Origin of the sequence: Tissierella sp. (assembly GCF_052089545.1) — a bacterium.
In the GTDB taxonomy this organism is placed as follows: domain Bacteria; phylum Bacillota; class Clostridia; order Tissierellales; family Tissierellaceae; genus Tissierella_A.
In genome coordinates, this window is sequence record NZ_JBQDAA010000006.1 from 1 (window position 1) to 24,075 (window position 24,075).

Consider the following 24,075-nt stretch of genomic DNA (forward strand, 5'->3'; position numbering starts at 1 on the left):
TCAAAAAAGGTTTTATCGTAAAGGTATTAGTTGTATCATTATTATTGAGTTTAGTATTAACAGGCTGTGGTGGTAGTGATGATCCTCAAGAAGATTCAGGTGGAGGAGATGGAGATGGCTTAAAGATTGCTATAATTACTAGTCCTTCTGGTGTAGATGATGGATCTTTTAATGAAGCTAACTACAATGGTGTATTAGCATTTATTGATGAAAATCCAGATGCAGAAGTTAAAGCTATAAAAGAGCCTACTGGAGACCCAGCAGCAGGTGTTCAAGCTGTAGAAGATATAGTGGCAGATTATGATGTAATAATTACACCTGGATTTCAGTTTGCAGGTATATCTACTATAGCAAAAGAAAACCCTGAAAAGAAATTTATTTTAATTGATTCTGATCCTGAAGAAATTGATGGACAAGAAGAGTTTGAAAATATTTATGCTATGACTTTTGCTGAACAAGAAGGTGGATTCTTAGCTGGAATGGCCGCTGCTTTAGAGACAGAGACAAATAAAGTAGCAGCTGTAAATGGAATAGCATTTCCAACAAATGTAAACTATCAATTTGGATTTGAATCTGGAGTTCATTATGTAAATGCGGCATATGATAAAGATGTTGAAATTATTGACCTAGCTTCCTATGCAGGTACAGATGTTACTGGTGAAGATGTAGCTGGTAACTATGTTGGTGACTTTAATGATGAAGCAACAGGTAAAGTAATAGGAAACAACTTAATAAATGAAGGTGTTGACATCATATTTGTAGTAGCAGGTGGAAGTGGTAATGGTGTATTTACAGCAGCAAAAGAAACTGATAAAGATGTAAAATTAATCGGTGGAGATATTGACCAATATGATGATGGTGTAGATGGAGATGAAAATATTATATTGACTTCTGCATTAAAGATAATGAGCACAAATGTGGAAAGATCTTTAAATATGATAAAAGATGATGAATTTGAAGGAGAAAATGTTTTACTAGGAGCAGATACTGATTCTGTAGGCTATGTAAAGGAAGAAGGACGTCATCAATTATCAGAAGATACTATCTCTAAGATAGATGAAGCATACGATTTAATGAAAGAAGGAGAAATAGTTCCAGCTGGAAACTTTACTGAACATAGTGTGAAAGATTTCCCAGGATTACCAGAATAGTAAGAGATTTTTAATATAAGAAGATTGCATTTTACAAAGATTTATTGTTTTCCATTTGAAATATATTGGAAAGCAATAAATCTTTTAAATCAATAGGATTGAGGAGAATAAATATGTCTGAAAATATTATTGAGATGAAAAACATTACAAAAAGATTTCCTGGAATAATTGCAAATGATAATATAAGTATTCAAATAAAAAAAGGTGAAATATATGCTATTCTTGGAGAAAATGGTGCAGGTAAATCTACTCTTATGAGTATGCTTTTTGGTATGTATGAGCCAGATGAAGGTGAAATATGGATCAGAGGCGAAAAAGTAAATATTGAATCGCCAAACCATGCTACAAATCTAAATATTGGGATGGTTCATCAACATTTTAAACTTGTTCAAAACTACACAGTAACTGAAAACATAATACTGGGAATAGAGCCAATAGATAAATTTGCTGGGTTTTTTCCTTATGTAAATATAAAAAAAGCTAGTAAAAACATCGCTGAATTATCAAAAAAATATGGCTTAGAAATAGATCCAGATAAAAAAATAGAAGATATAAATGTATCTTTTCAACAACGTGTAGAAATTATAAAAATGTTATATAGGGAAGCAGAAATACTTATACTTGATGAGCCAACAGCAGTACTAACACCCCAAGAAATAGATTATTTTCTTGGGATTATTGAAGGGCTTAGAAAAGATGGGAAAACTATTATACTAATAACTCATAAGCTAGAAGAAATCAAGAGAGTAGCCGATAGGTGTGCCATTTTAAATAAAGGTAAGTTGATAGATGTTTTAGATGTAAAAGATACTTCTACAAAAACTATGGCAAATTTAATGGTAGGGAGAGAGGTTTCCTTTGAAACAGAAAAATCACCTAGTAACTTTGGAGATACTGTGCTTGAAGTAGATAATCTTTGTGTGAAAAATCAGGATAATTTTGAAGTGGTAAAGGATGCATCTTTTAAAATACATAGTGGTGAAATCTTTGCAATAGCAGGGGTATCAGGAAATGGTCAAGTAGAAATAGCAGATACTATTGCCGGACTTACAGATTTATGGGATGGGAAAATCTATTTAAATGGAAAAGATATAAATAATTATAGTATTAGGGAAAGAACAGAAGCTGGAATCTCTTATATTCCACAAGATAGACAATCTTATGGACTAATACTTGACTTTTCCTTAGCAAAAAATCTTGCATTAAAAGATTATTACAAAGACCCTTTTTCTGTTAATGGTGTTATGAACAATAAAGTTATTGACGAATATGGAGAAAAGCTAATAGATAAATACGATATACGTAGTGGTCAAGGTATTAAAACTCAGGTGCGTAGTATGAGTGGTGGTAATCAGCAAAAGGCAATTATTGCAAGGGAGATAGAACTAAAATCATCCCTTATGATATTTGTTCAGCCAACAAGAGGCTTAGATATTGGTGCTATTGAAAACATACAAAAAATGATTATAGAACAAAGGGATAAAGGTGCGGCTGTTCTTCTAGTATCTTTTGAACTAGATGAGATTATGAATATTGCCGATACTATAGGAGTTATATATAATGGAGAAATACAAAAGATAGCAGCTGCTGAAACATTAACAAATACAGAGGTGGGAGAGTTTATGATGGGTGTTAAGATATGAAGAAAAACAATAAAAAAGTGAAGACAAAAAATAATATTATAAGTAAAACGGCTATCAAACTAATGGGTAATGAAAAATGGCAAAATATCACTATACCAGCTTTCTTAATATTTTTAAGTTTTTTTGCAGCTTCTATTATAATTTTAATACTTGGAAAAAATCCTTTAGGTGCATTTTATAATCTTTTACAAGGAGCTGGAATAGCACCTAAAATATCTTATGCTGGTAGTAAAAGTATGTTGACAGACTTTTTGGCTTTATTAAACTATATGACTCCTATGATATTCGCATCTTTAGCAGTTGCTGTTGCACTTAAAGGTGGACTTTTCAATATAGGAGTATCTGGACAAATGCTAGTATCAGGATATTTTGCAACCGTAATAGTAGGTTATAGTGGATTGAATAGCTTTATGGCAAAACCACTTGTTTTGCTTGTTGGTATAATAGTAGGAGCTATTATAGGTGGACTAGTTGGTTTATTAAAACATAAATTTAATATAAATGAAGTTGTATCATCTATAATGTTCAATTACATTATACAATATGTATTAAGCTTTTTTATTCACTCAAATTATATAGATCCAGTATCTAGACAATCTAGAAATATTACTAGTGCGGCAAGATTAACATTAGTAGATGTTGAACTTTGGGGTCTAAAGATGGATATTTCTTTTGGAATCATTATAGCTATAATTATAGCTATAGTCTTAAAGTTTTTCCTTGATAAATCTCGTTCTGGTTTTGAGATAAAGGCAGTAGGCTCTAACGATAAAGGGGCTGAATATGCTGGTATAAAAGTAGGTAGAACTATGGTTTTAACCATGGCTCTGTCAGGAGCACTTGCTGGTTTGGCAGGAGTTACTTACTATCTTGGATACTATGAATCAATTCAACCAAGAGTATTGCCAAGTATGGGTTTTGATGCAATTGCTGTTGCCTTATTAGGAAATGCAAACCCCTATGGAATTCTTGCATCATCTTTTATAATATCTATAATTGATAAAGGAAGTACTTATATGAGTTCGATAGCAGGGGTTAGACAAGAAATAGCATCTGTTATTACTGGCTTGATTTTACTATTTAGTGCTTGTAGCACATATATTAGACATAAGATTAGAAGTAATAAAGATAGATTAGGATATAGGCCAGGAAAGGAGAGTGAAAAATAATGGATACAGTTATTATCGATGGATTATCCTTTGCATTACCTCTTTTTATAATGGCCATAGGTGGTATCTATAGTGAAAGAAGCGGAATAATTAACTTAGCTATTGAAGGTTTACAAGGTTTTGGAGCATTTTTTAGTGCTTTATTTGTAGTATTAATTTCTAATTTCTTAGATATTCCTATGCAAAAGTTATTATATCTAGCACTTTTCTTAGCTATGATAGGTGGTATGTTATTTTCTATACTTCATGCACTTTTGTGTATACATTTTAAAGCAAATCAAGTAATTAGTGGTGTAGTTATAAATATACTTTCTATGGCTACAACTGTTTTTCTAACAACACAAATAAATAGCATAGTTTTTGGTGCTATGTCAGATAAATTTCAAATAGGTACATCATCTAGATTTACAGTTGGAGGTTTATCTAGCATACCTATAATAGGTGCTATATTTAAAAATATATATCCATTTGAACTAGTAATAATAGTTATAGCTATATTTGCCGCTTATGTTTTAAACAAAACAAAGTTTGGCTTAAGACTTAGGGCTTGTGGAGACAATCCTCATGCTGTTGATGCAGCTGGAGCTGAAGTATCTAAAGTTCAATTTAAGGCAGTTATGATATCAGGAGCATTATCAGGATTAGGTGGTATAGCCTTTGCATATTCTATATCTACTAATTTTTCACCGTCAATTTATATGGGATATGGTTATTTGGCAATTGCAGCATTAATCTTTGGAAATTGGAAAGTGCTTCCTACTTTTGGAGCTTGTCTTCTATTTGGTTTTGCAAGGTCAGGCGGATATTTTATTGCACGTATGCTTGAACTGCCAAGTACATTTTCAGATTTGATTATGATACTTCCGTATGTAGTGACACTATTACTACTTATATTTTTCTCAAAGACTAATCATCCGCCAAGAGCTTTAGGTGATATTTATGATAAAGGGAAAAGATAGTAAAATTACTGTAGGTTTTTTTATATCTAAAGTATCAATATGAGAGTAATTGATTTAAATTCTATATATGCGGGTAATATATAATATAGATGAGTACAATATTTTATATTATAGATAGAACTATTTAAGAGATGTTTATATGGAGGTATTAAGATATGGAAAAACAATTTTTAGAAATTAAAAATATTGAAAAAGTTACACATAATGTATTAGAATTTACTTTAGAGGATTCAGAGGTAATTGATTTTGTTCCTGGACAAGCAGCTGAAGTTGCTATTGATAAGGATGGATGGCGTGATAAAGGAAATCCATTCACATTTACGTCACTACCACCTGAAGACCACTTAGAATTTACAATTAAAATTTATCCAGATCATGAATGTGTAACAGAAGAATTATCAAAATTAGAAGTAGGAGACAGACTGATTTTAAAAGATGTCTTTGGAGCTATAGAATATAAAGGAAAAGGTACTTTCATTGCAGGTGGAGCAGGAGTTACACCATTTATTTCAATAATTCGAAATCTAGACAAAAAGGGAAAATTAGATGGCAATAGATTAATATTTGCTAATAGTAAAGAAATAGATATAATCAATAAAAAAGAATTTGAGTCAATGCTAGGGGAGGACTTTTTAAATATTTTATCACGTGAAAAGGTAGAAGCTCATGCGCATGGGCGTATTGATACTGAATATTTAAAGAATAATATTACTTCGCTAGATGATTACTTTTATGTTTGTGGACCAGAAGCTATGATGAATGCTGTAGAAGATTCATTAAAAGAACTTGGTGTTAAAAAAGATCAAATTGTAAAAGAAGTATTTTAATATAATTTAAACTTGCTTAAGATAAATAACAAATAAAATCTCACCATAAATATTTATGGTGAGATTTTTATGAGTTAATGTTTTATTTATATGCTATAATATCTGCATTTCCAATGTATTCTTTTATTCTTAAACCATATCCCCATTTATTTGCATATTCATCTGTAACTTCATTTACTTGGATATCTATATTTTTAAATCCAGTGTCGATTAAAGTTCTTTTTATCTCTTCCAGAGATATTGCTCCGCCAACTCAGGTTCCATGAACCTTTGGGCTGTTTTTGATTTCCTCTGGTAACTCTTTTTTGAGTACTATATCAGAAAGACTCATCCTTCCTCCAGGCTTTAATATCCTGTAGATTTCACTATAGACTTGGGGCTTATCGGTAGAAAGGTTGATTACACAATTTGACATTAAGAGATCTAAATAGTTGTCTCTTATAGGTATATATTCGATTTCCCCTAGTCTAAACTCAGTGTTTTTAAATCCCCTTTTATCCTTTATTTCTCTGGCCTTTTCAAGCATTTTATAGTTATTATCAATTCCTATTACAAGTCCTGACTCTCCTACTAATTTGGCTGCTAAAAATGAATCCATTCCTTTACCAGATCCAAGATCTGACACAATTTCGCCAGCTTTAGGTTTACCTCTTTCTTTAGGATTTCCACATCCTAGGCCCATTTGAGCTTCATCAGGAATGTTTTTAAGATCTTCTTCACTATATCCTAATGACTTGTTTAACTCATCTATATCACCTTTTACTTTAACCTCGTTTTCTGCTATTTCATCGTAAAAATGGTTGATAGATTTTCTAATATCTTTTTTATCCATAAATTACTCCTTTCTATTAATAAGTGATGATTTAAATACTTATTTTAAAAGATGTTTTAAATACTTCTTATTTATATATTATCATTAAATTATTTAAATATCTATTTTAGAAGATAATTTCTTTATCAATAAATAGTGAAGGAAAGCAGTAGCTATGAAGTTTTGAAATAGATTTATGAAATTTGTTTTTATATGCTATAATTTATATTACTTGAAAATAATATAGAGATGGTGATAAAAATGAAGGGAAAATTTAAAATAGGGATGCCGGCTTTAGTAGAATGCAGTTCATTAAATGAATTAGTTGATTTATGTTTGGAGTTAAAATTAGATTTTATTGAGTTAAATATGAATTTACCTTACAATTTTATAGAAAATATAAATCCCCAAATATTGAAAAAAATAACAAAGGAAACAAATGTAGAATTTACAATGCATATGCCTGATGAAGCAGACCTTGGAACTTTTTACGAAAGTGTAAGAAAAGGTTTTGTAGAGCTTTTTTTAGATACATTAGATTGGTCTTTTGAATCTGGAGCTAAACTTTTAAATTTACATATTATTGAAGGAGCTAAAATGACCCTTCCAGATAAAAAAGTGTATATTTATGATCAGTATTGTAAAGAGTATTTAGATAAGTTTATTAGATCTATTAAAATTTTATCAAAAAGAGCAGAGAAGTATGATGTAACTCTAGCAATTGAAAATAGTAGTAATTTTGGGAAAACTTATATTCAAAAAGTTTTAGATAAATCAATACAATACCCTAATGTAAAACTTACTTGGGATACAGGTCATGATGCAGTAAGTGATTTTAGGGATAGGAAATACCTAATGAAAAATACAGAAAAAATAGCCCATATGCATTTCCATGATGCAAGGGGGAAAAACGATCATCAAATTCCTTTTGATGGAGACTTAAATATAAATGAATTAGTAAGTTTTGCTAGAAAGAATGAAATAGGAATGCTTATAGAAGTGAAAACTAAAGATGCTTTAAAAAGATCAGTGGAAATATTAAGAAATAAAAACATAATATAAATATAATTTTAAGAAAGAATAAAGCCTGTATAATAGTTAAATACTATTATACAGGCTTTATTAAATTAGTTTTAAAAACTGTTGTAGTGAACCTTATCATAAGATAAGCTTTCTTGACTATGAACTTTCTTTTCTTCATCAGGATGACCTATAGCTAACATACACTCAACTCGATAGTTGTTAGGAATGTTTAAAATCTCCTTTACACAATCTTCTACACTTTCTTCATTTTCATTTAATCTTTCACGTACTTGAATCCAGCAGGAGCCAAGGCCTAGTGATTGAGATGTTAATTGGATTACAGTAGCCATAATAGATGCATCTTCGATCCAAATATTAGTAAGATTTGGATCTGCAATTACAACGATTCCAAGTCCGGCATCCTTCATATGAGCTGAAATTTTTCCTCTTGATTTTCCAAGTTTAGCTAAGACTTCTTTATCATTAACAACAAGCACTTGCCATGGTTTTATATTTCTACCTGAAGGAGAAGTCAAAGCTCCTTTTAATATCTTATCAATAGTTTCTTTTTCTATTTCTTGATCTTTATACTTTCTAATTGTTCGTCTATTCATTAATAAATCTAACATAAGAACCCTCCCTATTATATAAAAATATTATAACATATATAGTAGAAAGGGCTAAATATATTTTATAGTAAAAATGAAGTAGATTTTCTAATAGATAAGTTAACATCAACTATAGAATCATCAGGATATTCATCATTTAAAAGCTTCATCATTAAATCCACAGATTTTTCACCTACTTCTTTTGCATTTTGATTTACTGAAGTTAGGGAAGGATGCATGATAGAAGTTAACATACTATCATCATATCCTATGACAGAGATGGCTGAAGGTACTGATATTTCTTGTTCATCTAAAAATTTTATGATTCCTGATGCAACCAAATCATTTGGAGCCACAATAGCATCTACTTCTCTTCCACTTTCAATTATTTTTTTTGCAGTTATATATCCTGAATCATGATTGTACTGGGAAGTAAAGATTAATGAAGGATCGTATTCAATTCCTTCTTCCTCAAGTGCATTTAGATAGCCTTGAAATCTATCTAAAGATGTATAGAAACCTGCTTCAGGAGAGTTAGACATCTTTACTAAATCAGCATTTTCATCTGGAAGATTCCAAAAGCCAGCTACAAAACATATATTTTTTCTGTTTAATCTAAGTAAATATCTTGTAGCTACATATCCTCCCTTAACATTGTCAGCATAGACATGTGGTATATTTGGAACAATATCTCTTCTATAAGAAATAACTACAGGGATATTTTTAAAGTATTCTATTTCTTCAAAGGTCTCATTTCTTGCAATAGGACAATATATAAGTCCATCTAAGACTGACCTAGATAAAAGCTTTAATGATTTCTTTTCCTGTTCCACACTTCCATCAGAAGAAGATACTATTATAGTATTATTTTTTTTCTGTGCTCTTGATATTGCACCTGCTGCTATACCTGTAAAGAAAGGAGTAGATATATCAGGTAATAAGATACCTATAGTACCAGTAGCTTGACCTTTCATAAATCTAGCAGCAGGATTTGGCCTATAGTTTAGTTTGTCAACTGCATCCCACACCTTATCAACCATATCATTATCTTCTTTTAACTTTCCGTTTATAACTCTAGAAACAGTTGATATAGAAACCTTAGCATAATCTGCTACATCTTTCATAGTAACTACCTTTTCCAAAACCAATCCCCCTAATTTAAAATATTAATGACTTTGTTTTTTTTATGCATTATAAAAATATGATATAAGCATTGTAGAAATCGTTTGCTATAATTTAGTATAATATAAAAAACATATAATTACAATAAGATGAGTTTACTATAAAGTCATATATAATAGAAGAAAACAAGCTTTTAGCAGTCAAAATCAATATTTATAAATTCAAATTTAGGATTTGACAAAATATAAATTATAAAATATACTAGGAACATCAGAAATCGTTTGCGGGTTTCAGTACATATGATAAATTGGAAGGAGATATTTAAATGAAAAAGATTATTGCTTTAATCATGGTATTATCTATTGTTTTAGTAAGTTTAGTTGGATGTACTCAAGACACTGGTCCAGAGGCAGAAGAGCCTCAAAATGGAAATGAAAGTGTAAGCGAAGATTTTCCCAATAATAAGATAAACTTGATTGTACCTTGGTCAGCTGGAGGCATTACAGATAGAGTTGCAAGAGTATTTGCACCCTTATTTGAAGAACACTTAGGACAGGCTGTAACTGTAGTAAATAAAGAAGGAGCTTCAGGTGCTATAGGTACTGAATTTGCATATGGACAGCCAGCTGATGGATATAATGTATTGTTTTCAGCAGAAACTCCAGGGGTATTTCAAGTTATGGGTACTAGTGACTTAAGTTTTAAAGATTTTGATGCTTTGAAAATGGTTATCCAAGATACAAAAGTTATTGTAGTTCCTAAAGATTCTAAATATGAAACATTTGAAGATTTAATAAAAAATATAAAAGCAAATCCTGGAAAAGTAAAAATGTCCTACTCAGGCCCTGGTGCTAGTGGTCATCTACAAGGATTATTATTTGAAGAAGTAGGACTTGATATATCAATGACTCCTTATGGTGGAGGAAGCCCAGCTATGACAGCTACTATAAGTGGTGAGGTTGACTTTACCTTTGGAAACTATGGTACAGTTAAGGATTACTTAGAAGTAGGAGATCTTAGAGCCTTAGCAGTATTTGGAGACGAAGAATACCATGCACTACCAGGTGTTCCGCCAATGACAAAAGAGCTTCCAGAAACAGAGAAATATCTACCACTATATTTCCCCAATACTCTTTTAGTTAAAGAAGAAACTCCAGAAGATGTAAAAGAAGTATTGATAGAAGCTGCTACAAAGGCCTTTGAAGATCCTGAGTGGGAAAAATTTGTAGAAGAACAATCATATACTGCACTAGATCATTTTGAACCAGAAGAAATAGATGAATATTGGAATAGATTTACTTCTATTACATCATATTTATTGTATGATGCAGGTGCGGCAGAAAATGATCCAGAAGAATTTGGAATAGAAAGATTTGAAGAATAGTTTTTTATAGGTAAATAGCATTTAGATATCTAAATGCTATTTCTTTATAATTTATACTATATGAAGGAGGTTAAAGAGTTTAAATGGAAAAAAAATCTTTTTTAAAAAATAATAGATTGATAGAAGGTATAGTTATTTCATTATTAAGTATATTTTTTATAATTGAGTCTTTAAAACTACATAGTGGTCAATCATGGGCCTTATCTCCAGCCTTATTTCCTTTAATAATTACTATTTCCATATTGTTTTTTTCAGTATGGCTTATAATAAAAAGTTTAAAAGAAGAAAGATCAAATACTAATCTTATTAAAACTGAAGGCATCATGAAACTTATTTTTGTTATTATAATATCAATTTTATATTTAGTTTTCTTACAAAAGTTACACTTTTTAATTTCAAGTATAATTTACTTATTTTTATTTTTATTTATATTAGGTGAGAGAAGATGGTGGTTATTGGGAATTATTTCACTTATAACTCCAGTATTAATACAGTATATATTTGGTAACTTATTAGGTGTATTTTTACCATAAATATATTAAAGTTTTATAGTATTTAAATTTATAGCGTATTAAGGAGTTGATATTTTGATTGGAGATATATTTTCTATAATAGATTTTAATTTTATATTGTTAGTTTCTTTAGGGTCTGTAGCTGGTCTATTTGTAGGAGCTATGCCAGGACTTTCTGTAACTATGGCAACAGCGCTACTTGTCTCAGTTACATTTACTTGGGATGTAAATAGTGCTATGGCTCTAATAATGGGAGTGTTTACAGTAGGTGTATATTCAGGAGCGGTAACTTCGATTTTGATTAATATACCCGGAGCCCCATCATCAGTAGCTACAACATTAGATGGATATCCTATGGCAAAAAAAGGTGAGTCATTACTTGCTTTAAAAACAGCAGCTTATTATTCATTTTTAGGAACTATGGTAGGACTTATAGTTTTAGCCTTAAGTGCAAAACAAGTTAGTAAATTAGCACTTTCTTTTACTCCAATAGATTACTTTTTATTGGGCCTATTTGGGCTCACAACAGTAGGTTCTTTAACTGCAGAAGACTTTACTAAAGGTATGATAAGTGCATTTGTAGGCGTATTTATAAGTACTATAGGAATAGATCCTATTATGGGTATGGGTAGATTTACATATGGAAATGTAAATCTTCAAAGAGGAATATCCATAATACCTGCACTAATAGGATTATTTGGATTTTCTGAAATTTTATATCAGATTTATATAGGATCTGGAGAAAAAAAGAGGATTAGTATTTCTAAAACAAAGGTAAAGGTAAAAGAAATATTTAGCCATTGGATATTAGGGATAAGATCTGCAATAATGGGAGTTTTAATAGGAGCCCTACCTGGAGCAGGTGGTCCAGTTGCAGCACTTTTAGCTTATGACCAGGCGAAAAAGACTACAAAAGAACCAAAAGTTCCATTTGGTCAAGGTGCCATGGAGGGATTAGTAGCAAGTGAAGCTGCAAATAATGCAGTTATTGGTGGTTCACTGATCCCTATGCTTACTTTAGCTGTTCCTGGAGATGCAGTTACTGCTGTTATATTATCTGCATTTTATGTCCATGGTTTAAGACCAGGACCATTATTATTTACTGAAACACCAGAGATGTTTAGTGTAATATTAGCCGGAGGATTTATAGGAAGTATAATGATATTAATATTGGGACTTACAGTAGCACCTTTATTAGCTAAGGTGGCTACCATAAAGCAAAGACATCTATTTCCTATAGTTGCAGTTCTTTGTATAATAGGTGCATATTCAGCTAGTACAAATACTTTTGATATATTGCTTATGTTAATCTTTGGTATATTAGGTTTTATAATGAGAACAAGAAAATATCCAGTGGCACCTATAGTTTTGGGATTAGTATTGGGAGGTATAATGGATTCTAACTTTAGAAGGGCTATGTCACTTATTCAAACATCAGAAAATGTAATGGGAGATCTTTTCTTTAAACCCATTACAATAATACTACTTTTGGTTTTAGTACTTTCGGTGTTATCAAATTTTATATCAATGGAAAAGATAAAAAGAACTTTTAAATAAAAATAAGATAATAATATAGTGAGATTCATATAGATAAAAAGGGTATATATACTATTAGAGGTGATATTTATGGACTATAAAAAAACTTTAGCAGGAACACTTGGAGGCACAGTTATAGGTGCTGGAATAGGTGGGAAAAAAGGAGTAGAACTAGGCTTAGGTCTAGGTATAAAAATTGGTTTTATAGCAGGAGTAACAGCAGGAGTTTTGGGTACTAAGATTTGTATGGTAAGTAAAAACATTATAAAAAAAAGAAATAAACAAATACAATAAAATGTTTTAAACAGCATGATTCTAATTAAATATTAGAATCATGCTGTTTAATTTTTTGTAATATTTTTTTAAAAGAAGTTGTATGTTAAAAAACTATATCTAGGAAAATATCTTTATAAAGCACAAAAGTATGTCCTGCTGAGTATATTAAATTAAAGGGTGAAATATAATATTTTAAATTTATAAACCTTTAAATTATTTAATATGAATAGGAGGGATACTATGGATCGCTTACCAGATTCTGCATTAGTACTAGTTCCAGGTGGAACATTAATTACAGATACCCCTGAAGAAGGACGTGCCTTAGCAATGTTAATGGCCCGTCATACAATTCACAATATACAGCCAAATTTGGAAGTTTTAAAAAAAGGTCGAAAGATCTATTCTGTAAATCCAGATAGTCTTATTGCAGCAGGACAGGTTGTTGCAATTGAATTTCAAACTGTAGCTGCAGCCAATAATTATTGGAAACAATGTTATTATAGAAAAGAAGATATGTAGTTTAAGCATAAAAGCCCTTCTAATTATTTTTTTGTAATTAGAAGGGCTTTGTTATAATTTATATAAATAAACTTGGAATAAAAATAATTATAGATAGTTAAATGGTTCAAAAATATTAATATGGGTAAATTAAAGGAAAGAGAAGTAGACTTTAATATATGAAAAATACAAAATAGGAAAGTGAAAATATGGTATTTATAGACTTTTTAATTAGAAAATTTAAATTTATAGGACTAATAATTATTACAGTTTTTATCTTACATATAGCCCTAGGCAAACCTAGATGGCAAAGACTTAACAAGACAATTATCTAAAAGCATGCATATGCCAGCTTTTATACTGGACCATACTGCGGATATAGATTCCAATTCTTATTATAAAGCACCTATAGACAATACATTGGATAAATATCCTCTTGTCATTATATCTCACGGGTGGAAAGGTTTTAGAGAGCTTAATACAGATTATGCTGAAGAGTTAGCCTACCAATCATGTTGATTTTACAATGTCTTATATGTATTCTCCTTTAACAAAATATATAGGTTTTACAGGAAAATTAGGGGGAAGAAAATCTTCTAGAGTACAAAGGGAAATCATTACTAGTTTTTTTAATAAAAATTTTAAAAGTATTGATGAGTATAAGGATGAAAACTATCTAGATGAAATAGTAGAAAGATATAAATATATAAACTTTAAGTAAGTTTATATAAATGTTAATATACTAATATAGTATAAAGTATATTAAATAAAGGATAAAAAGAGGGATATTATGTGTACAGGTATAAAAATAGATTATAAAGATGGTTGTGTTATGGGAAGGACAATGGACTATGAAGTTCCAGTAAACTATAATGCACTTTATCTTCCAAGAGATTACAATATTTGTGATGATTTAATGGGCAATCCATTGTATTCTAAATATAAGACAATGGGAGTTTGTTTTGAAAATAAGACTCCTTTAAAAGATGGTATAAATGAGCATGGGCTTATAGGCATTACCAATACTTTTACATCTTTTAATCTATACAATAAAGAGATAAATAAGGAGAAATTCAATATTTCTAGTTTAAATTATTTAACATATGCACTTTCAAATTATAAATCTGTAGAAGAGGTTATAGAAGATTTACATAATATTCATATGTCTACAAGAGATTATAAGGGAGAAAAGGTATCATCACCAGATTTTCATTTTATGTTTACTGATGCTAGTAAAAGATGTATTGTTATAGAACCTAAAAAAGGGAAACTAGAATATTATGAAAGCCCATATAATGTAATGACTAATTCACCAAGTTTCAAGTCGCATGTTAGAAGATTAGAAAAACATATAGATCTAGATGATCTTGAAGGATTTAATTCTTCTAAGGATTTACCAGGAGGTTACGATCCTTTTTCTAGATTTATTAAAGCTTATTATTTAAGAGAAATGAATGTAAAATCTAGAAATTCTAAAGAAGCATTTTCTCATTTTTATAATATAATAGGTACAATGGTTATGCCAGAGGGCTTTGTTAGAAATAAAAAATATAATGAAACTACTTATACTAGGTATATTTGTGCTTATGATACAAAAAACAAACTCTTAACTGTAAAATTTCATACAAATCCAACAGTTTATGAATTAAGTTTTGAAGATATAAAGAATAAGGATAAGAGGCATGAATTTTTTATAGACTTGGATTTTGTAACACAGAAATTATAAAAAGAATTAATATAAAATATATTGAAAAGGGGTTTTATAGTTGTAATAAAAAGTATGTTTTGAAAGGGGAGATTATTTGAATATACTTTTAGAAAAAATAAAAGAAGTATTATTATCAGTCTTACCTATAACACTTTTAGTTGTTATTTTAAACTTTACACTTGTTCCTATAGACAGTGATATGTTAGCTAGGTTTTTGATAGGAGCTATCTTAGTTGTTATAGGATTAGGAATATTTTTATTTGGAGCACATATAGGAGTTGGACCTATTGGGAATCTTATGGGGAATACTATTGCTAAAACAAATAGTAGGTATATTGTTTCTATCTTAGGTTTTATATTAGGGTTTCTAATAACTATAGCTGAACCTGATTTACAAATCCTAGCTGATCAAGTTAAACTAGCATCTGGAGGTATTATATCTAGCTCACTAATACTCATAGTTGTATCAATAGGCGTAGGTCTCATGGTTTCCATAGGACTACTTAGAATACTATATGAAAAACCTTTGAACAAGATATTTACTATGACTTATTTGCTTATTTTTGTTTTAGGAGTAATAGTATCAGAAGAATTTTTAGCTATATCAGTAGATGCATCTGGAGCAACGACTGGTGCTATGACTACACCATTTATACTCGCACTAGGCTATGGAGTATCCCAGCTAAAGGGTGGTAAAACTTTAGAAGAAGACAGTTTTGGAATGGTGGGACTTGCTTCTGCAGGTCCAATTTTTGCTATAATGATTATGAGTATAGTTTCAGGAATAACAAATGTGCAAGGAGAAGTAGAAACTTTCGTTCCTAATCTTGGTATAATTGCACCTTATTTTAAAATATTTCCTCAATTATTAAAAGAGACTGTAGTAACCTTGATTCCACTATTAGTATTATTTTTAATATTTGATAAGATTAGTTTCCATCTAAATAAAAAAAATAAAGGCGCAATACTTAAGGGACTTTTTTATACGTTTTTTGGTCTTACCTTATTTTTAGTAGGTGTAAATGCAGGATTTATGGAAGTAGGTAGGGTGATGGGTCAAGGAATCGCAGAGTCAAAATATCCTTTTATGCTTCCTACAATTGGTTTTTTATTAGGTATGTTAGTTGTATTAGCAGAACCAGCAGTTTATATATTAACAGAACAGGTAGAAGATGTTACAGCTGGACATATAAAAAAGAAGCTTATATTGACTACGCTTTCTCTAGGTATTGCCTTTGCAGTTGCAATGTCTATGCTTAGAATTATGATACCAAGTTTAAAATTATGGCATTTTTTGTTACCGGGTTTTGGATTAGCAACTTTTTTAAGTTACAAGGTTCCGCCTATCTTTGTTGGTATAGCTTATGATTCAGGCGGTGTAGCATCTGGACCTATGACAGCTACCTTTGTTCTAGCCTTTGCTCAAGGTGCTGCAAATATTATTCCAACAGCAAATGTTATGATAGATGGTTTTGGAGTTATTGCAATGGTGGCTATGATGCCTTTAGTAGCTATACAGCTGCTTGGACTTATATTTAAGATAAAAGCTAAAAAGGAGGGGTAATTATTTATGACTTTAAATGATGATAAGCTTATTCTTTTTTGTTCTATTATAGACTTTGGGAAGGGAAGCAAAGCTTTAAAATTGGCTAAAAAAATAGGAGCATTGGGGGGAACTATTTTTTTAGGAAAAGGAACAGTTAAAAATGAAATATTGAACATATTAGGTGTTTTAGATATAAGAAAAGAAATATTTATAACTATTATAGATGAAGAACTTGAAGATGTTTTTTATGACGAGATGGCCAACAAATTCAAATTAGACCATCTAAATCGTGGTATAGCATTTTCTATACCACTTAAAAGCTTCTTGAAAGCTAATGAAGAAAAGTATATAGTAAACACTGAAAAGAAGGGTGTGAAGGATGTGGATTATGAAGCTATATTTATTATTGTAGATAAAGGTCTATCTGATGATGTATTAGAAGTAGCAGAAGAGGCTGGATCCAAAGGTGGAACAGTAATACATGGAAGAGGATCTGGAAGTGAGGAAAAGGAAAAATTATTTAATATAGAAATTGAACCAGAAAAAGATATAATACTTATTTTATCCAAGGTAGAAGAGTCAGCTAAAATTGTAAAATCTATAAAGAAGTTGTTAGATATTTGTAAACCAGGTGCAGGTATAGTATTTACACTTGATGTAAATAAAACTTTGGGCTTATATGAATAATAAATAAAATTGCCAAGACTTTTATAAAAGTCCTGGCAATTTTATTTGGAATTATATTTAATCATAAAGACATAAAGACATTAATAAGCTAATACTTTTGATAAAAATTCTTTTGTTCTAGGATCCTTTGGATTTTCAAATATATCAACCGCTTCATTTACCTCTACAATTCTTCCTTGATCCATGAAGACAACTTTATCAGCTACTTGTTTTGCAAAAGCCATCTCGTGAGTTACTACTACCATAGTCATACCTGTTTGAGCTAGTGTTTTCATTACATTTAAAACTTCTCCAACCATTTCAGGATCGAGAGCAGAGGTAACTTCATCAAATAACATTATTTCAGGATTCATAGCAAGTGATCTAGCTATAGCTATTCTTTGTTTTTGTCCACCAGAAAGAGAGCCTGGATAAGAATCCTTTTTATCTAATAAACCCATAGTTTCAAGTAATCCTATAGCTTTTTCTTCTGATTTTTTTTTAGTAAGTTGGGCTGTTAGAATTGGAGCTAAAGTTATATTTTCAAGAACTGTTTTGTGGGGAAAGAGGTGGAAGTGTTGAAAGACCATTCCTATCTTTTGTCTTATCATATCTATTCCCTTACCAGATTTTGATATATCCTCTTTATTTATATATACATGACCAGAAGTCGGCTCTTCTAAAAAGTTCATACATCTTATAAGCGTACTTTTACCTGAACCAGAAGGGCCTATAAGACTTATAACTTCACCATCTTTTATTTCTAAATCTATATCTTTTAATACATGTTTATCTCCAAAAAACTTATTTAAGCCTTCTATCTTAATCATTGTGAGCTAGTCTCCTTTCAAACAATCCTATTAACTGTGACAGGGTAAATGTTAATATAAAATATATTATTGCTACTATTACTAATGGCTTAAATGGTTGATAACTTGCACTTTGAACTGTTTTTGATGCAAACATTAACTCTGCCAATCCAATAGTTGAAGCTACAGATGTTTCTTTTATTAAGGTAACAAATTCATTTCCAAGTGCTGGTAAGATGTTTTTTATAGCTTGAGGAAATATTACATGTCTCATAGTTTGACTTTGGGATATACCTAGGCTCCTACTAGCTTCTGTTTGTCCTTTATCTATGGACTGTATACCTGATCTTACTATCTCAGCTACATATGCAGCACTGTTTAAGGATACAGCTATAAGAGTAGATATAAATGCATTTATATCTATACCTGATAATACATAGCTTCCAAAGAATACTAGAGAAATCATTACTAGCATCGGTATTCCACGAACTACTTCAATATATACAGAAGCTATAAATCTTAAAAATTTAACTTTTGATAATCTTAAAAGACTTATGAGAGCCCCTAAAGTACCTCCTATGATAAGAGATAAAAAAGAAAGCAATAAGGTTATTTTAATTCCGGTTATATAATACTGTTTATATTTTACGACTAATTCTATAATATCCAAATTTTTCACTCCAATTCCTATTGAGATGTCTATATGTTAATATTTTAGCTTAAATTAATAATATGTATTTTATGATTGCTAAAAATTATAAGTATTTGAAGGTATAATCACTATACTTTATTATACCTTCAAATACTTATCTTTATCTTTTAAATTTCATACTATAAATGATTTTTTAGATTAAATATCTTTAGTACTAAGTTCATCTGCTTCAATTAACCATTCTTCAATTAAACCTTTAGACTTTATTTCATCTAATATTTCATTTAGCTTTTCAGTAAGTTCATCATTTCCTTCTTTAACAGCTATAGCAACCCCACCAGATTCATTGTCAATTATTAAATCTTCTACTACCATGATATCATCATTAGCTTTTGCAAAAGAATTAGCAACTGGTGTTTCTACGATTGCACAGTCAATTTTTTTAGTTTTAAGATTCATTATTATTTCTGGGTTTTTGCTTAAACTTTTAACATCTGCATCTTCTATAGTATCCTTAGCAATCTCTTCTTGAACTGTACCCATTTGCACGCCTATACTTTTACCATTTAAATCCTCTACTGTAGTTATGTCACCTTCAGAGTCATTATTAACTAGTACAGAAAGATTTGCTTCATAATAAATATCAGTAAAATTAGCTTTTCTATCTGGTGCAGGATTCATACCAGCTATAGCCATATCTAACATGCCTGTTGAAAGGCCGCCAAGTAGTTTGTCAAAATCCATTTCTTTTATTTCTAATTCTACATCTAATTCATCAGCTATATATTTTGCAATTTCAATATCAAGACCTGCAATTTCATCTCTTCCATCTATCATGGCATGAAATTCAAAAGGTGGATAGTCTGCATCTGTTCCAAGTACAATTTTTCCACTTTCAATGATATCTTCTAAACTTTTTGCTTCTTCTGTTTCTTCATTTTCTTCTACATTCTCTTCTGGTTCCTTAACTTCCTCAGGCTCATCACTTCCACAAGCTGTAAGTACTATACTAAAAATCATAAGAACTGCTAATAATAAACTAATTTTCTTTTTCATTTTTATTTCCCCCTATAAATATTATTTTTAATATAAAAAAACTCGTCTCTTAATATTAAGAGACGAGTAATATACCCGCGGTGCCACTCTAATTATATTTTTAAAAATTAAAAATATAACTCGAAACAAATAACGTTTTGAATACGGAATAAGATACTCACCCTTAAGTTTTGTCTTATTCATTTCAGCAATTCTTTTCATTAAGCTTTCTAAATACTGGTTCTCACCTAATCCAGTTCTCTGTAAGATATACTTGTCATAATTACTCTTTGCCTCGAAAAATTTAAAATGTTTTTATATTGTATATAATCATAAATCGAATCTATATATTTGTCAAGTGTTTTTCAAGAAATATATTTGTTATATTTTCTATAAAAATGATATAGTATATAGTAATAAACAATTAGCAATAAAGATTTGAATGGAGAGAGAGTAAATGAGTGTAAAAATAATGACAGACAGTACTAGCTATATTGAAGAAGATATTAGAAAGAACTTAGGTATTAAAATTTTATCTTTATATATTTCTTTTCAAGAAGATAGTATAAAGGAAACAGAAATAAAAAATGAAGTATTTTATGAAATGATGGAGGAAAAAGGAATACCACTTTCATCACAGCCTACCTTAGGTGAAATATATAAAGCTATGGTGGATGTAGTTTCAAAGGGTGATAATCTTTTATGCATATTTTTATCTTCAGATATGAGCGGTACATATAATAGTACTTGTAAAGTTAAAGAACAGGTTTTAAAAGAATATCCAGATTCAAAAATATGTATATTAGATTCTAGATCTAATTCTATGCAACTTGGATTTGCTGCTATTGTGGCTGCTAGAGCAGCTAGAGATGGTAAAGATATAGATGAAGTTAAAAAAATAGCCCAAGAAAACGTAAAAAGAAGTAGATTTATATTTATACCAGACAATTTAAAATACCTTAAAAAAGGTGGAAGAATAGGTGGAGCTGGCGCCTTAATTGGAAATATACTTAAGATAATACCAATTCTAACAGTAAAAGATGGTGAGACAAGAGTATTAAAAACAGTTCGAACTAAAAATAAAGCAGTTAAGGAAATGATAGACAAAGTAGTAGAAGATGATAAGAAGTATAATATAAAAGAAATAATTGTTCATCACATAAATTGTTATGATGAAGCTAAAGAACTAGTCGATAAATTGAAAGAAAAATTAAATAAAGATATATCTATAATAGACATAGGTCCTGTAATAGGAATGCATGTTGGACCAGGAGCTATAGGAATAGCATATTATACAGAAGATGAAATTGAGGATTAATAGATTTTATAATGGAAATATTTAAAATATTATTTATTTTCAAAAAAACCTTGACAATTTTTAAAAACTATCATATGATAATGAAAATACATTAAAAAGCATTGATGAAAAATAGTAATTATGATTTATCTTTAAGAGAGCAAATGCTTGGTGAAAATTTGCAGATAATCTAATGAATCCATTTCTGAGCTATTTACGAAAAAAGTAAATTGGTGATCCTACCTTATAGGAATCGAGTGAACAGATAGAAGTATTGTCTGTTAATTTGGGTGGCAACGCGTGATATATCTCGTCCCTTATTATTTTTAAATAATAGGAGGCGGGATTTTTTATTTTTAATAATTTTATATTAGGCATTGAAGAAAAATAGTAATTATGATTTATCTTTAAGAGAGCAAATGCTTGGTGAAAATTTGCAGATAATCTAATGAATCCATTTCTGAGCTATTTACGAAAAAAGTAAATTGGTGATCCTACCTTATAGGAATCGAGTGAACAGATAGAAGTATTGTCTGTTAATTTGGGTGGCAACGCGTGATATATCTCGTCCCTTATTATTTTTAATAATAAGAGGCGGGATTTTTTAGTTTTTGATAGTCAATCTTAGTTAAAAAATAAGGAGGAAAGAAAATGAGAATATTAGCAAATGATGGTTTAGATAAAAAAGCAGTAGGAAAATTTATAGAAGAAGGTATCTATGTAGATACTAAACATTATGAAAAAGATGAACTTAAAGATATTATTAAAAATTTTGAGGTTTTAATAATTAGATCTGCTACCACTATAGATAAAGAATTTATAGATCTAGCAAAAACAAAGAAACTTAAACTTATTATTAGAGCTGGAGTTGGACTTGATAATATAGATGTTGACTATGCAGAGAAAAATGGTATTACAGTTACAAATACGCCAAATGCCAGTAGTAACTCTGTTGCTGAACTTGTTTTAGGACACATGATTAGCTTAGCACGATATATAACTATTTCAAATATTACCCTTCGTGATGGACAGTGGAATAAAAAAATCTATACGGGAACTGAGATAAGTGGTAAAACATTTGGAATAATAGGATTTGGTAGGATAGGAAAAGCCTTGGCTAAAAAAGCTAGTGCGCTTGGCATGAATGTTATATTTTATGATAAGTATTATAAAAATGATGACAATTTTCCATATCTTCCCTTTGAAGAAGTATTAAAAAGAGCTGATTTTATATCTCTTCATGTTCCAAGTACTGAAAAACCAATTATAGGAGAGGAAGAATTTAAGCTTATGAAAGACGGAGTATTTTTAGTAAATGCTGCCAGGGGCGGAGCAATAGATGAAGATTGTTTAATCCAGGCACTAAATACTGATAAGCTTGCCGGTGCAGGTATAGACGTATTTATGGAGGAACCATGTCCAAAAGCAGCTTTATGTAATCATCCAAAGGTATCAGTTACACCTCATATAGGCGCAGCTACAAAAGAAGCTCAGATGCGAATAGGAGAGGAAATTATAGATATTGTTATGGATTTTAATGGAAAAATTAATACTATAGCAATCTAAAAAAAAGATATTAATTAATCAAAGGAGATAGAAATATGCATAAAAAATTATTTATACCAGGTCCAATAGATGTGAAAGAAGATGTTTTGTCAAAGTTATCTACACCTCAAATTGGTCATAGAACTCAAGAAGCATCAGATCTACAAAGAAATATTGAAGAGAAAATTCAAAAACTATTTTATACAAAAAATACAATTCTTTTATCAACATCCTCAGCTAGTGGCCTTATGGAAGGAGCTATAAGATCTTGTACTAGAAAAAGAGCAGCCATATTTTCAGCAGGAGCCTTTGGAGAAAGATGGTTTAAAATTGCAAAATCAAACGGTGTACCTTCTGATATAATAAGATTTGATTTAGGTACTCCCATAAGACTAGATCTAGTAGATAAAACACTAGCTACAGGTAAATACGATGTTTTAACTATTACACATAACGAAACATCAATAGGACTTATGAACCCTATTGAAGATATATCTAAACTTTTAAAAACTAAATATCCAGACATACTACTTTTAGTAGACTCTGTTAGTTCAATGGGAGGAACAAAGATTGAAACCGATAAATTGGGAATAGATGTAAATATTACATCTACACAAAAATGTTTAGGTCTTCCTGCTGGCTTATCTATTTGTTCTGTTTCTGACAGGGCTATAGAAGCTGCTAAAAAGGTAAAAAACCGTGGATCTTATTTTGATTTAGTAAAATTATATAACTATGTTCACGATAGGGATCATCAGTATCCTTCTACTCCTTCACTTTCTCATATGTTTGCTTTAGACTATCAAATGGATAAGATTCTAGAAGAAGGCCTAGAAAATCGATTTAAGAGGCATATACAAATGGCTGATTTTGTTAGAACTTGGGCCGAAAAGCATTTCGAATTATTTGTAAAGGATCAAAGATATCTTTCTAATACTTTAACAACAGTCAAAAACACTAAGAATATCGATGTAGCTGATTTAAATAAGAAGTTAGGAGAAAAAGGTTACATGATTTCTAATGGTTATGGAGATCTAAAAGAGCTTACTTTTAGAATATCTCATATGGGAGACTATACAATGGGAGATGTTAAAGGCCTCATAGACAATATAAATAGTATTTTAGGATTAGAGTAAGGTAAAATAAAAATACTCTTAATTAAAATAACAGATTTAATATCTGGAATTTTAATTAAGAGTATTTTTTTATGCCTTTGTAAAGCCATTCTATAATATTTCTATTGTATCTTAATACAGTAGCAAGATAAAAAAACTATTTTAAGCTATATAATAAAATTT

Annotated in this window: 25 protein-coding genes and 3 other annotated features; of the genes, 19 read left to right on the plus strand and 6 right to left on the minus strand. The window is 30.1% G+C overall.

What is annotated here, in order from left to right:
• The 5 genes from ACTHW2_RS01150 to ACTHW2_RS01170 all read left to right on the plus strand — a co-directional run.
• A partial coding sequence (locus ACTHW2_RS01150; protein WP_442261879.1) for a BMP family lipoprotein occupies positions 1-1,151 on the plus strand: 1,151 nt, incomplete at its 5' end.
• 113 nt (positions 1,152-1,264) lie between these two features.
• Positions 1,265-2,794, plus strand: coding sequence for an ABC transporter ATP-binding protein (locus ACTHW2_RS01155; protein ID WP_442261880.1), 1,530 nt, complete (start codon positions 1,265-1,267; stop codon positions 2,792-2,794).
• Entirely contained in the window at positions 2,791-3,963 is a 1,173-nt protein-coding gene (locus ACTHW2_RS01160) for an ABC transporter permease (protein ID WP_442261881.1), read from the plus strand. Before ACTHW2_RS01155 ends, ACTHW2_RS01160 begins: the two co-directional genes overlap by 4 nt.
• Entirely contained in the window at positions 3,963-4,922 is a 960-nt protein-coding gene (locus ACTHW2_RS01165) for an ABC transporter permease (protein WP_442261882.1), read from the plus strand. The genes ACTHW2_RS01160 and ACTHW2_RS01165 overlap by 1 nt, the downstream gene beginning before the upstream one ends.
• Positions 4,923-5,077: 155 nt before the next feature.
• Positions 5,078-5,749 carry an FAD-binding oxidoreductase gene (locus ACTHW2_RS01170; RefSeq protein ID WP_442261883.1) on the plus strand — a complete coding sequence of 224 codons (672 nt, stop codon included), beginning with the start codon at positions 5,078-5,080 and terminating at the stop codon, positions 5,747-5,749.
• Positions 5,750-6,002: 253 nt separating this feature from the next.
• On the opposite strand, the gene ACTHW2_RS01175 is transcribed toward ACTHW2_RS01170, so the two are convergent.
• Positions 6,003-6,581, minus strand: a complete 579-nt coding sequence (locus ACTHW2_RS01175; protein ID WP_442261884.1) for a methyltransferase domain-containing protein — start codon at positions 6,579-6,581, stop codon at positions 6,003-6,005.
• Positions 6,582-6,821: 240 nt separating this feature from the next.
• Between ACTHW2_RS01175 and ACTHW2_RS01180 the strand changes: the two genes are divergently transcribed.
• Positions 6,822-7,622, plus strand: a complete 801-nt coding sequence (locus ACTHW2_RS01180; protein WP_442261885.1) for a sugar phosphate isomerase/epimerase family protein — start codon at positions 6,822-6,824, stop codon at positions 7,620-7,622.
• Between the two features lie 71 nt (positions 7,623-7,693).
• Here the strand turns inward: ACTHW2_RS01180 and ACTHW2_RS01185 are convergent, their stop codons facing one another.
• Both ACTHW2_RS01185 and ACTHW2_RS01190 read right to left on the minus strand, forming a co-directional pair.
• On the minus strand, positions 7,694-8,212 hold the full coding sequence (locus ACTHW2_RS01185) for a nitroreductase family protein (protein WP_442261886.1): 519 nt from the start codon (positions 8,210-8,212) through the stop codon (positions 7,694-7,696).
• A gap of 62 nt (positions 8,213-8,274) precedes the next feature.
• On the minus strand, positions 8,275-9,333 hold the full coding sequence (locus ACTHW2_RS01190) for a LacI family DNA-binding transcriptional regulator (RefSeq protein WP_442261887.1): 1,059 nt from the start codon (positions 9,331-9,333) through the stop codon (positions 8,275-8,277).
• A 305-nt stretch (positions 9,334-9,638) separates the two neighbouring features.
• Here ACTHW2_RS01190 and ACTHW2_RS01195 point away from each other — a divergent pair, with 305 nt between their 5' ends.
• The 10 genes from ACTHW2_RS01195 (at position 9,639) to ACTHW2_RS01240 (ending at position 17,460) form a co-directional block, all read left to right on the plus strand.
• The gene (locus tag ACTHW2_RS01195; protein ID WP_442261888.1) at positions 9,639-10,697 is read left to right on the plus strand and encodes a tripartite tricarboxylate transporter substrate binding protein; all 1,059 of its coding nucleotides are present in this window, start codon (positions 9,639-9,641) and stop codon (positions 10,695-10,697) included.
• Between the two features lie 83 nt (positions 10,698-10,780).
• Positions 10,781-11,230 carry a tripartite tricarboxylate transporter TctB family protein gene (locus ACTHW2_RS01200; protein ID WP_442261889.1) on the plus strand — a complete coding sequence of 150 codons (450 nt, stop codon included), beginning with the start codon at positions 10,781-10,783 and terminating at the stop codon, positions 11,228-11,230.
• A 54-nt stretch (positions 11,231-11,284) separates the two neighbouring features.
• Positions 11,285-12,766 carry a tripartite tricarboxylate transporter permease gene (locus ACTHW2_RS01205; RefSeq protein WP_442261890.1) on the plus strand — a complete coding sequence of 494 codons (1,482 nt, stop codon included), beginning with the start codon at positions 11,285-11,287 and terminating at the stop codon, positions 12,764-12,766.
• Between the two features lie 69 nt (positions 12,767-12,835).
• The gene (locus tag ACTHW2_RS01210; protein WP_442261891.1) at positions 12,836-13,039 is read left to right on the plus strand and encodes a hypothetical protein; all 204 of its coding nucleotides are present in this window, start codon (positions 12,836-12,838) and stop codon (positions 13,037-13,039) included.
• Positions 13,040-13,261: 222 nt separating this feature from the next.
• Positions 13,262-13,540, plus strand: a complete 279-nt coding sequence (locus ACTHW2_RS01215) for a hexameric tyrosine-coordinated heme protein (RefSeq protein WP_442261892.1) — start codon at positions 13,262-13,264, stop codon at positions 13,538-13,540.
• A gap of 318 nt (positions 13,541-13,858) precedes the next feature.
• Positions 13,859-14,038 carry an alpha/beta hydrolase gene (locus ACTHW2_RS01220; protein ID WP_442261893.1) on the plus strand — a complete coding sequence of 60 codons (180 nt, stop codon included), beginning with the start codon at positions 13,859-13,861 and terminating at the stop codon, positions 14,036-14,038.
• Between the two features lie 7 nt (positions 14,039-14,045).
• Positions 14,046-14,240, plus strand: coding sequence for a hypothetical protein (locus ACTHW2_RS01225; protein WP_442261894.1), 195 nt, complete (start codon positions 14,046-14,048; stop codon positions 14,238-14,240).
• A gap of 69 nt (positions 14,241-14,309) precedes the next feature.
• Positions 14,310-15,245: a linear amide C-N hydrolase gene (locus ACTHW2_RS01230; protein ID WP_442261895.1), complete on the plus strand. Its 936-nt coding sequence runs from the start codon at positions 14,310-14,312 to the stop codon at positions 15,243-15,245.
• A 76-nt stretch (positions 15,246-15,321) separates the two neighbouring features.
• Entirely contained in the window at positions 15,322-16,791 is a 1,470-nt protein-coding gene (locus ACTHW2_RS01235) for a DUF1538 domain-containing protein (RefSeq protein WP_442261896.1), read from the plus strand.
• Between the two features lie 6 nt (positions 16,792-16,797).
• Complete coding sequence (locus tag ACTHW2_RS01240) at positions 16,798-17,460, plus strand: P-II family nitrogen regulator (protein WP_442261897.1); 663 nt, start codon at positions 16,798-16,800, stop codon at positions 17,458-17,460.
• Between the two features lie 80 nt (positions 17,461-17,540).
• Here the strand turns inward: ACTHW2_RS01240 and ACTHW2_RS01245 are convergent, their stop codons facing one another.
• The 3 genes from ACTHW2_RS01245 to ACTHW2_RS01255 all read right to left on the minus strand — a co-directional run bounded on the left by ACTHW2_RS01245 (position 17,541) and on the right by ACTHW2_RS01255 (position 19,956).
• Complete coding sequence (locus ACTHW2_RS01245; RefSeq protein ID WP_442261898.1) at positions 17,541-18,269, minus strand: amino acid ABC transporter ATP-binding protein; 729 nt, start codon at positions 18,267-18,269, stop codon at positions 17,541-17,543.
• Entirely contained in the window at positions 18,262-18,927 is a 666-nt protein-coding gene (locus ACTHW2_RS01250) for an amino acid ABC transporter permease (RefSeq protein ID WP_442261899.1), read from the minus strand. The genes ACTHW2_RS01245 and ACTHW2_RS01250 overlap by 8 nt, the downstream gene beginning before the upstream one ends.
• A 171-nt stretch (positions 18,928-19,098) precedes the next feature.
• Entirely contained in the window at positions 19,099-19,956 is an 858-nt protein-coding gene (locus ACTHW2_RS01255; protein WP_442261900.1) for a transporter substrate-binding domain-containing protein, read from the minus strand.
• Positions 19,957-20,011: 55 nt separating this feature from the next.
• Positions 20,012-20,243 (minus strand) — a binding site (T-box leader).
• Positions 20,244-20,392: 149 nt separating this feature from the next.
• Here ACTHW2_RS01255 and ACTHW2_RS01260 point away from each other — a divergent pair.
• From ACTHW2_RS01260 to ACTHW2_RS01270, 3 genes are all read left to right on the plus strand, one after another.
• Positions 20,393-21,253 (plus strand): DegV family protein, encoded by an 861-nt coding sequence (locus ACTHW2_RS01260; protein ID WP_442261901.1) that lies wholly within the window; start codon positions 20,393-20,395, stop codon positions 21,251-21,253.
• A gap of 92 nt (positions 21,254-21,345) precedes the next feature.
• Positions 21,346-21,553: a binding site (T-box leader), on the plus strand.
• Between the two features lie 47 nt (positions 21,554-21,600).
• Positions 21,601-21,808: a binding site (T-box leader), on the plus strand.
• A 75-nt stretch (positions 21,809-21,883) separates the two neighbouring features.
• Complete coding sequence (locus tag ACTHW2_RS01265; RefSeq protein ID WP_442261902.1) at positions 21,884-22,798, plus strand: D-2-hydroxyacid dehydrogenase; 915 nt, start codon at positions 21,884-21,886, stop codon at positions 22,796-22,798.
• 35 nt (positions 22,799-22,833) lie between these two features.
• Positions 22,834-23,913 (plus strand): pyridoxal-phosphate-dependent aminotransferase family protein, encoded by a 1,080-nt coding sequence (locus ACTHW2_RS01270; RefSeq protein ID WP_442261903.1) that lies wholly within the window; start codon positions 22,834-22,836, stop codon positions 23,911-23,913.
• The last annotated feature ends 162 nt before the right edge of the window (positions 23,914-24,075 follow it).

Excerpts from the sequence above, each read along its gene's own strand:
- ACTHW2_RS01155 (WP_442261880.1), top strand. The coding sequence starts at position 1,265 with ATGTCTGAAAATATTATTGAGATGAAAAACATTACAAAAAGATTTCCT.
- ACTHW2_RS01160 (WP_442261881.1), top strand. The coding sequence starts at position 2,791 with ATGAAGAAAAACAATAAAAAAGTGAAGACAAAAAATAATATTATAAGT.
- ACTHW2_RS01165 (WP_442261882.1), top strand. The coding sequence starts at position 3,963 with ATGGATACAGTTATTATCGATGGATTATCCTTTGCATTACCTCTTTTT.
- ACTHW2_RS01170 (WP_442261883.1), top strand. The coding sequence starts at position 5,078 with ATGGAAAAACAATTTTTAGAAATTAAAAATATTGAAAAAGTTACACAT.
- ACTHW2_RS01175 (WP_442261884.1), bottom strand. The coding sequence starts at position 6,581 with ATGGATAAAAAAGATATTAGAAAATCTATCAACCATTTTTACGATGAA.
- ACTHW2_RS01180 (WP_442261885.1), top strand. The coding sequence starts at position 6,822 with ATGAAGGGAAAATTTAAAATAGGGATGCCGGCTTTAGTAGAATGCAGT.
- ACTHW2_RS01185 (WP_442261886.1), bottom strand. The coding sequence starts at position 8,212 with ATGTTAGATTTATTAATGAATAGACGAACAATTAGAAAGTATAAAGAT.
- ACTHW2_RS01195 (WP_442261888.1), top strand. The coding sequence starts at position 9,639 with ATGAAAAAGATTATTGCTTTAATCATGGTATTATCTATTGTTTTAGTA.
- ACTHW2_RS01200 (WP_442261889.1), top strand. The coding sequence starts at position 10,781 with ATGGAAAAAAAATCTTTTTTAAAAAATAATAGATTGATAGAAGGTATA.
- ACTHW2_RS01210 (WP_442261891.1), top strand. The coding sequence starts at position 12,836 with ATGGACTATAAAAAAACTTTAGCAGGAACACTTGGAGGCACAGTTATA.
- ACTHW2_RS01215 (WP_442261892.1), top strand. The coding sequence starts at position 13,262 with ATGGATCGCTTACCAGATTCTGCATTAGTACTAGTTCCAGGTGGAACA.
- ACTHW2_RS01220 (WP_442261893.1), top strand. The coding sequence starts at position 13,859 with ATGCATATGCCAGCTTTTATACTGGACCATACTGCGGATATAGATTCC.
- ACTHW2_RS01225 (WP_442261894.1), top strand. The coding sequence starts at position 14,046 with ATGTCTTATATGTATTCTCCTTTAACAAAATATATAGGTTTTACAGGA.
- ACTHW2_RS01230 (WP_442261895.1), top strand. The coding sequence starts at position 14,310 with ATGTGTACAGGTATAAAAATAGATTATAAAGATGGTTGTGTTATGGGA.
- ACTHW2_RS01240 (WP_442261897.1), top strand. The coding sequence starts at position 16,798 with ATGACTTTAAATGATGATAAGCTTATTCTTTTTTGTTCTATTATAGAC.
- ACTHW2_RS01245 (WP_442261898.1), bottom strand. The coding sequence starts at position 18,269 with ATGATTAAGATAGAAGGCTTAAATAAGTTTTTTGGAGATAAACATGTA.
- ACTHW2_RS01255 (WP_442261900.1), bottom strand. The coding sequence starts at position 19,956 with ATGAAAAAGAAAATTAGTTTATTATTAGCAGTTCTTATGATTTTTAGT.
- ACTHW2_RS01260 (WP_442261901.1), top strand. The coding sequence starts at position 20,393 with ATGAGTGTAAAAATAATGACAGACAGTACTAGCTATATTGAAGAAGAT.
- ACTHW2_RS01265 (WP_442261902.1), top strand. The coding sequence starts at position 21,884 with ATGAGAATATTAGCAAATGATGGTTTAGATAAAAAAGCAGTAGGAAAA.
- ACTHW2_RS01270 (WP_442261903.1), top strand. The coding sequence starts at position 22,834 with ATGCATAAAAAATTATTTATACCAGGTCCAATAGATGTGAAAGAAGAT.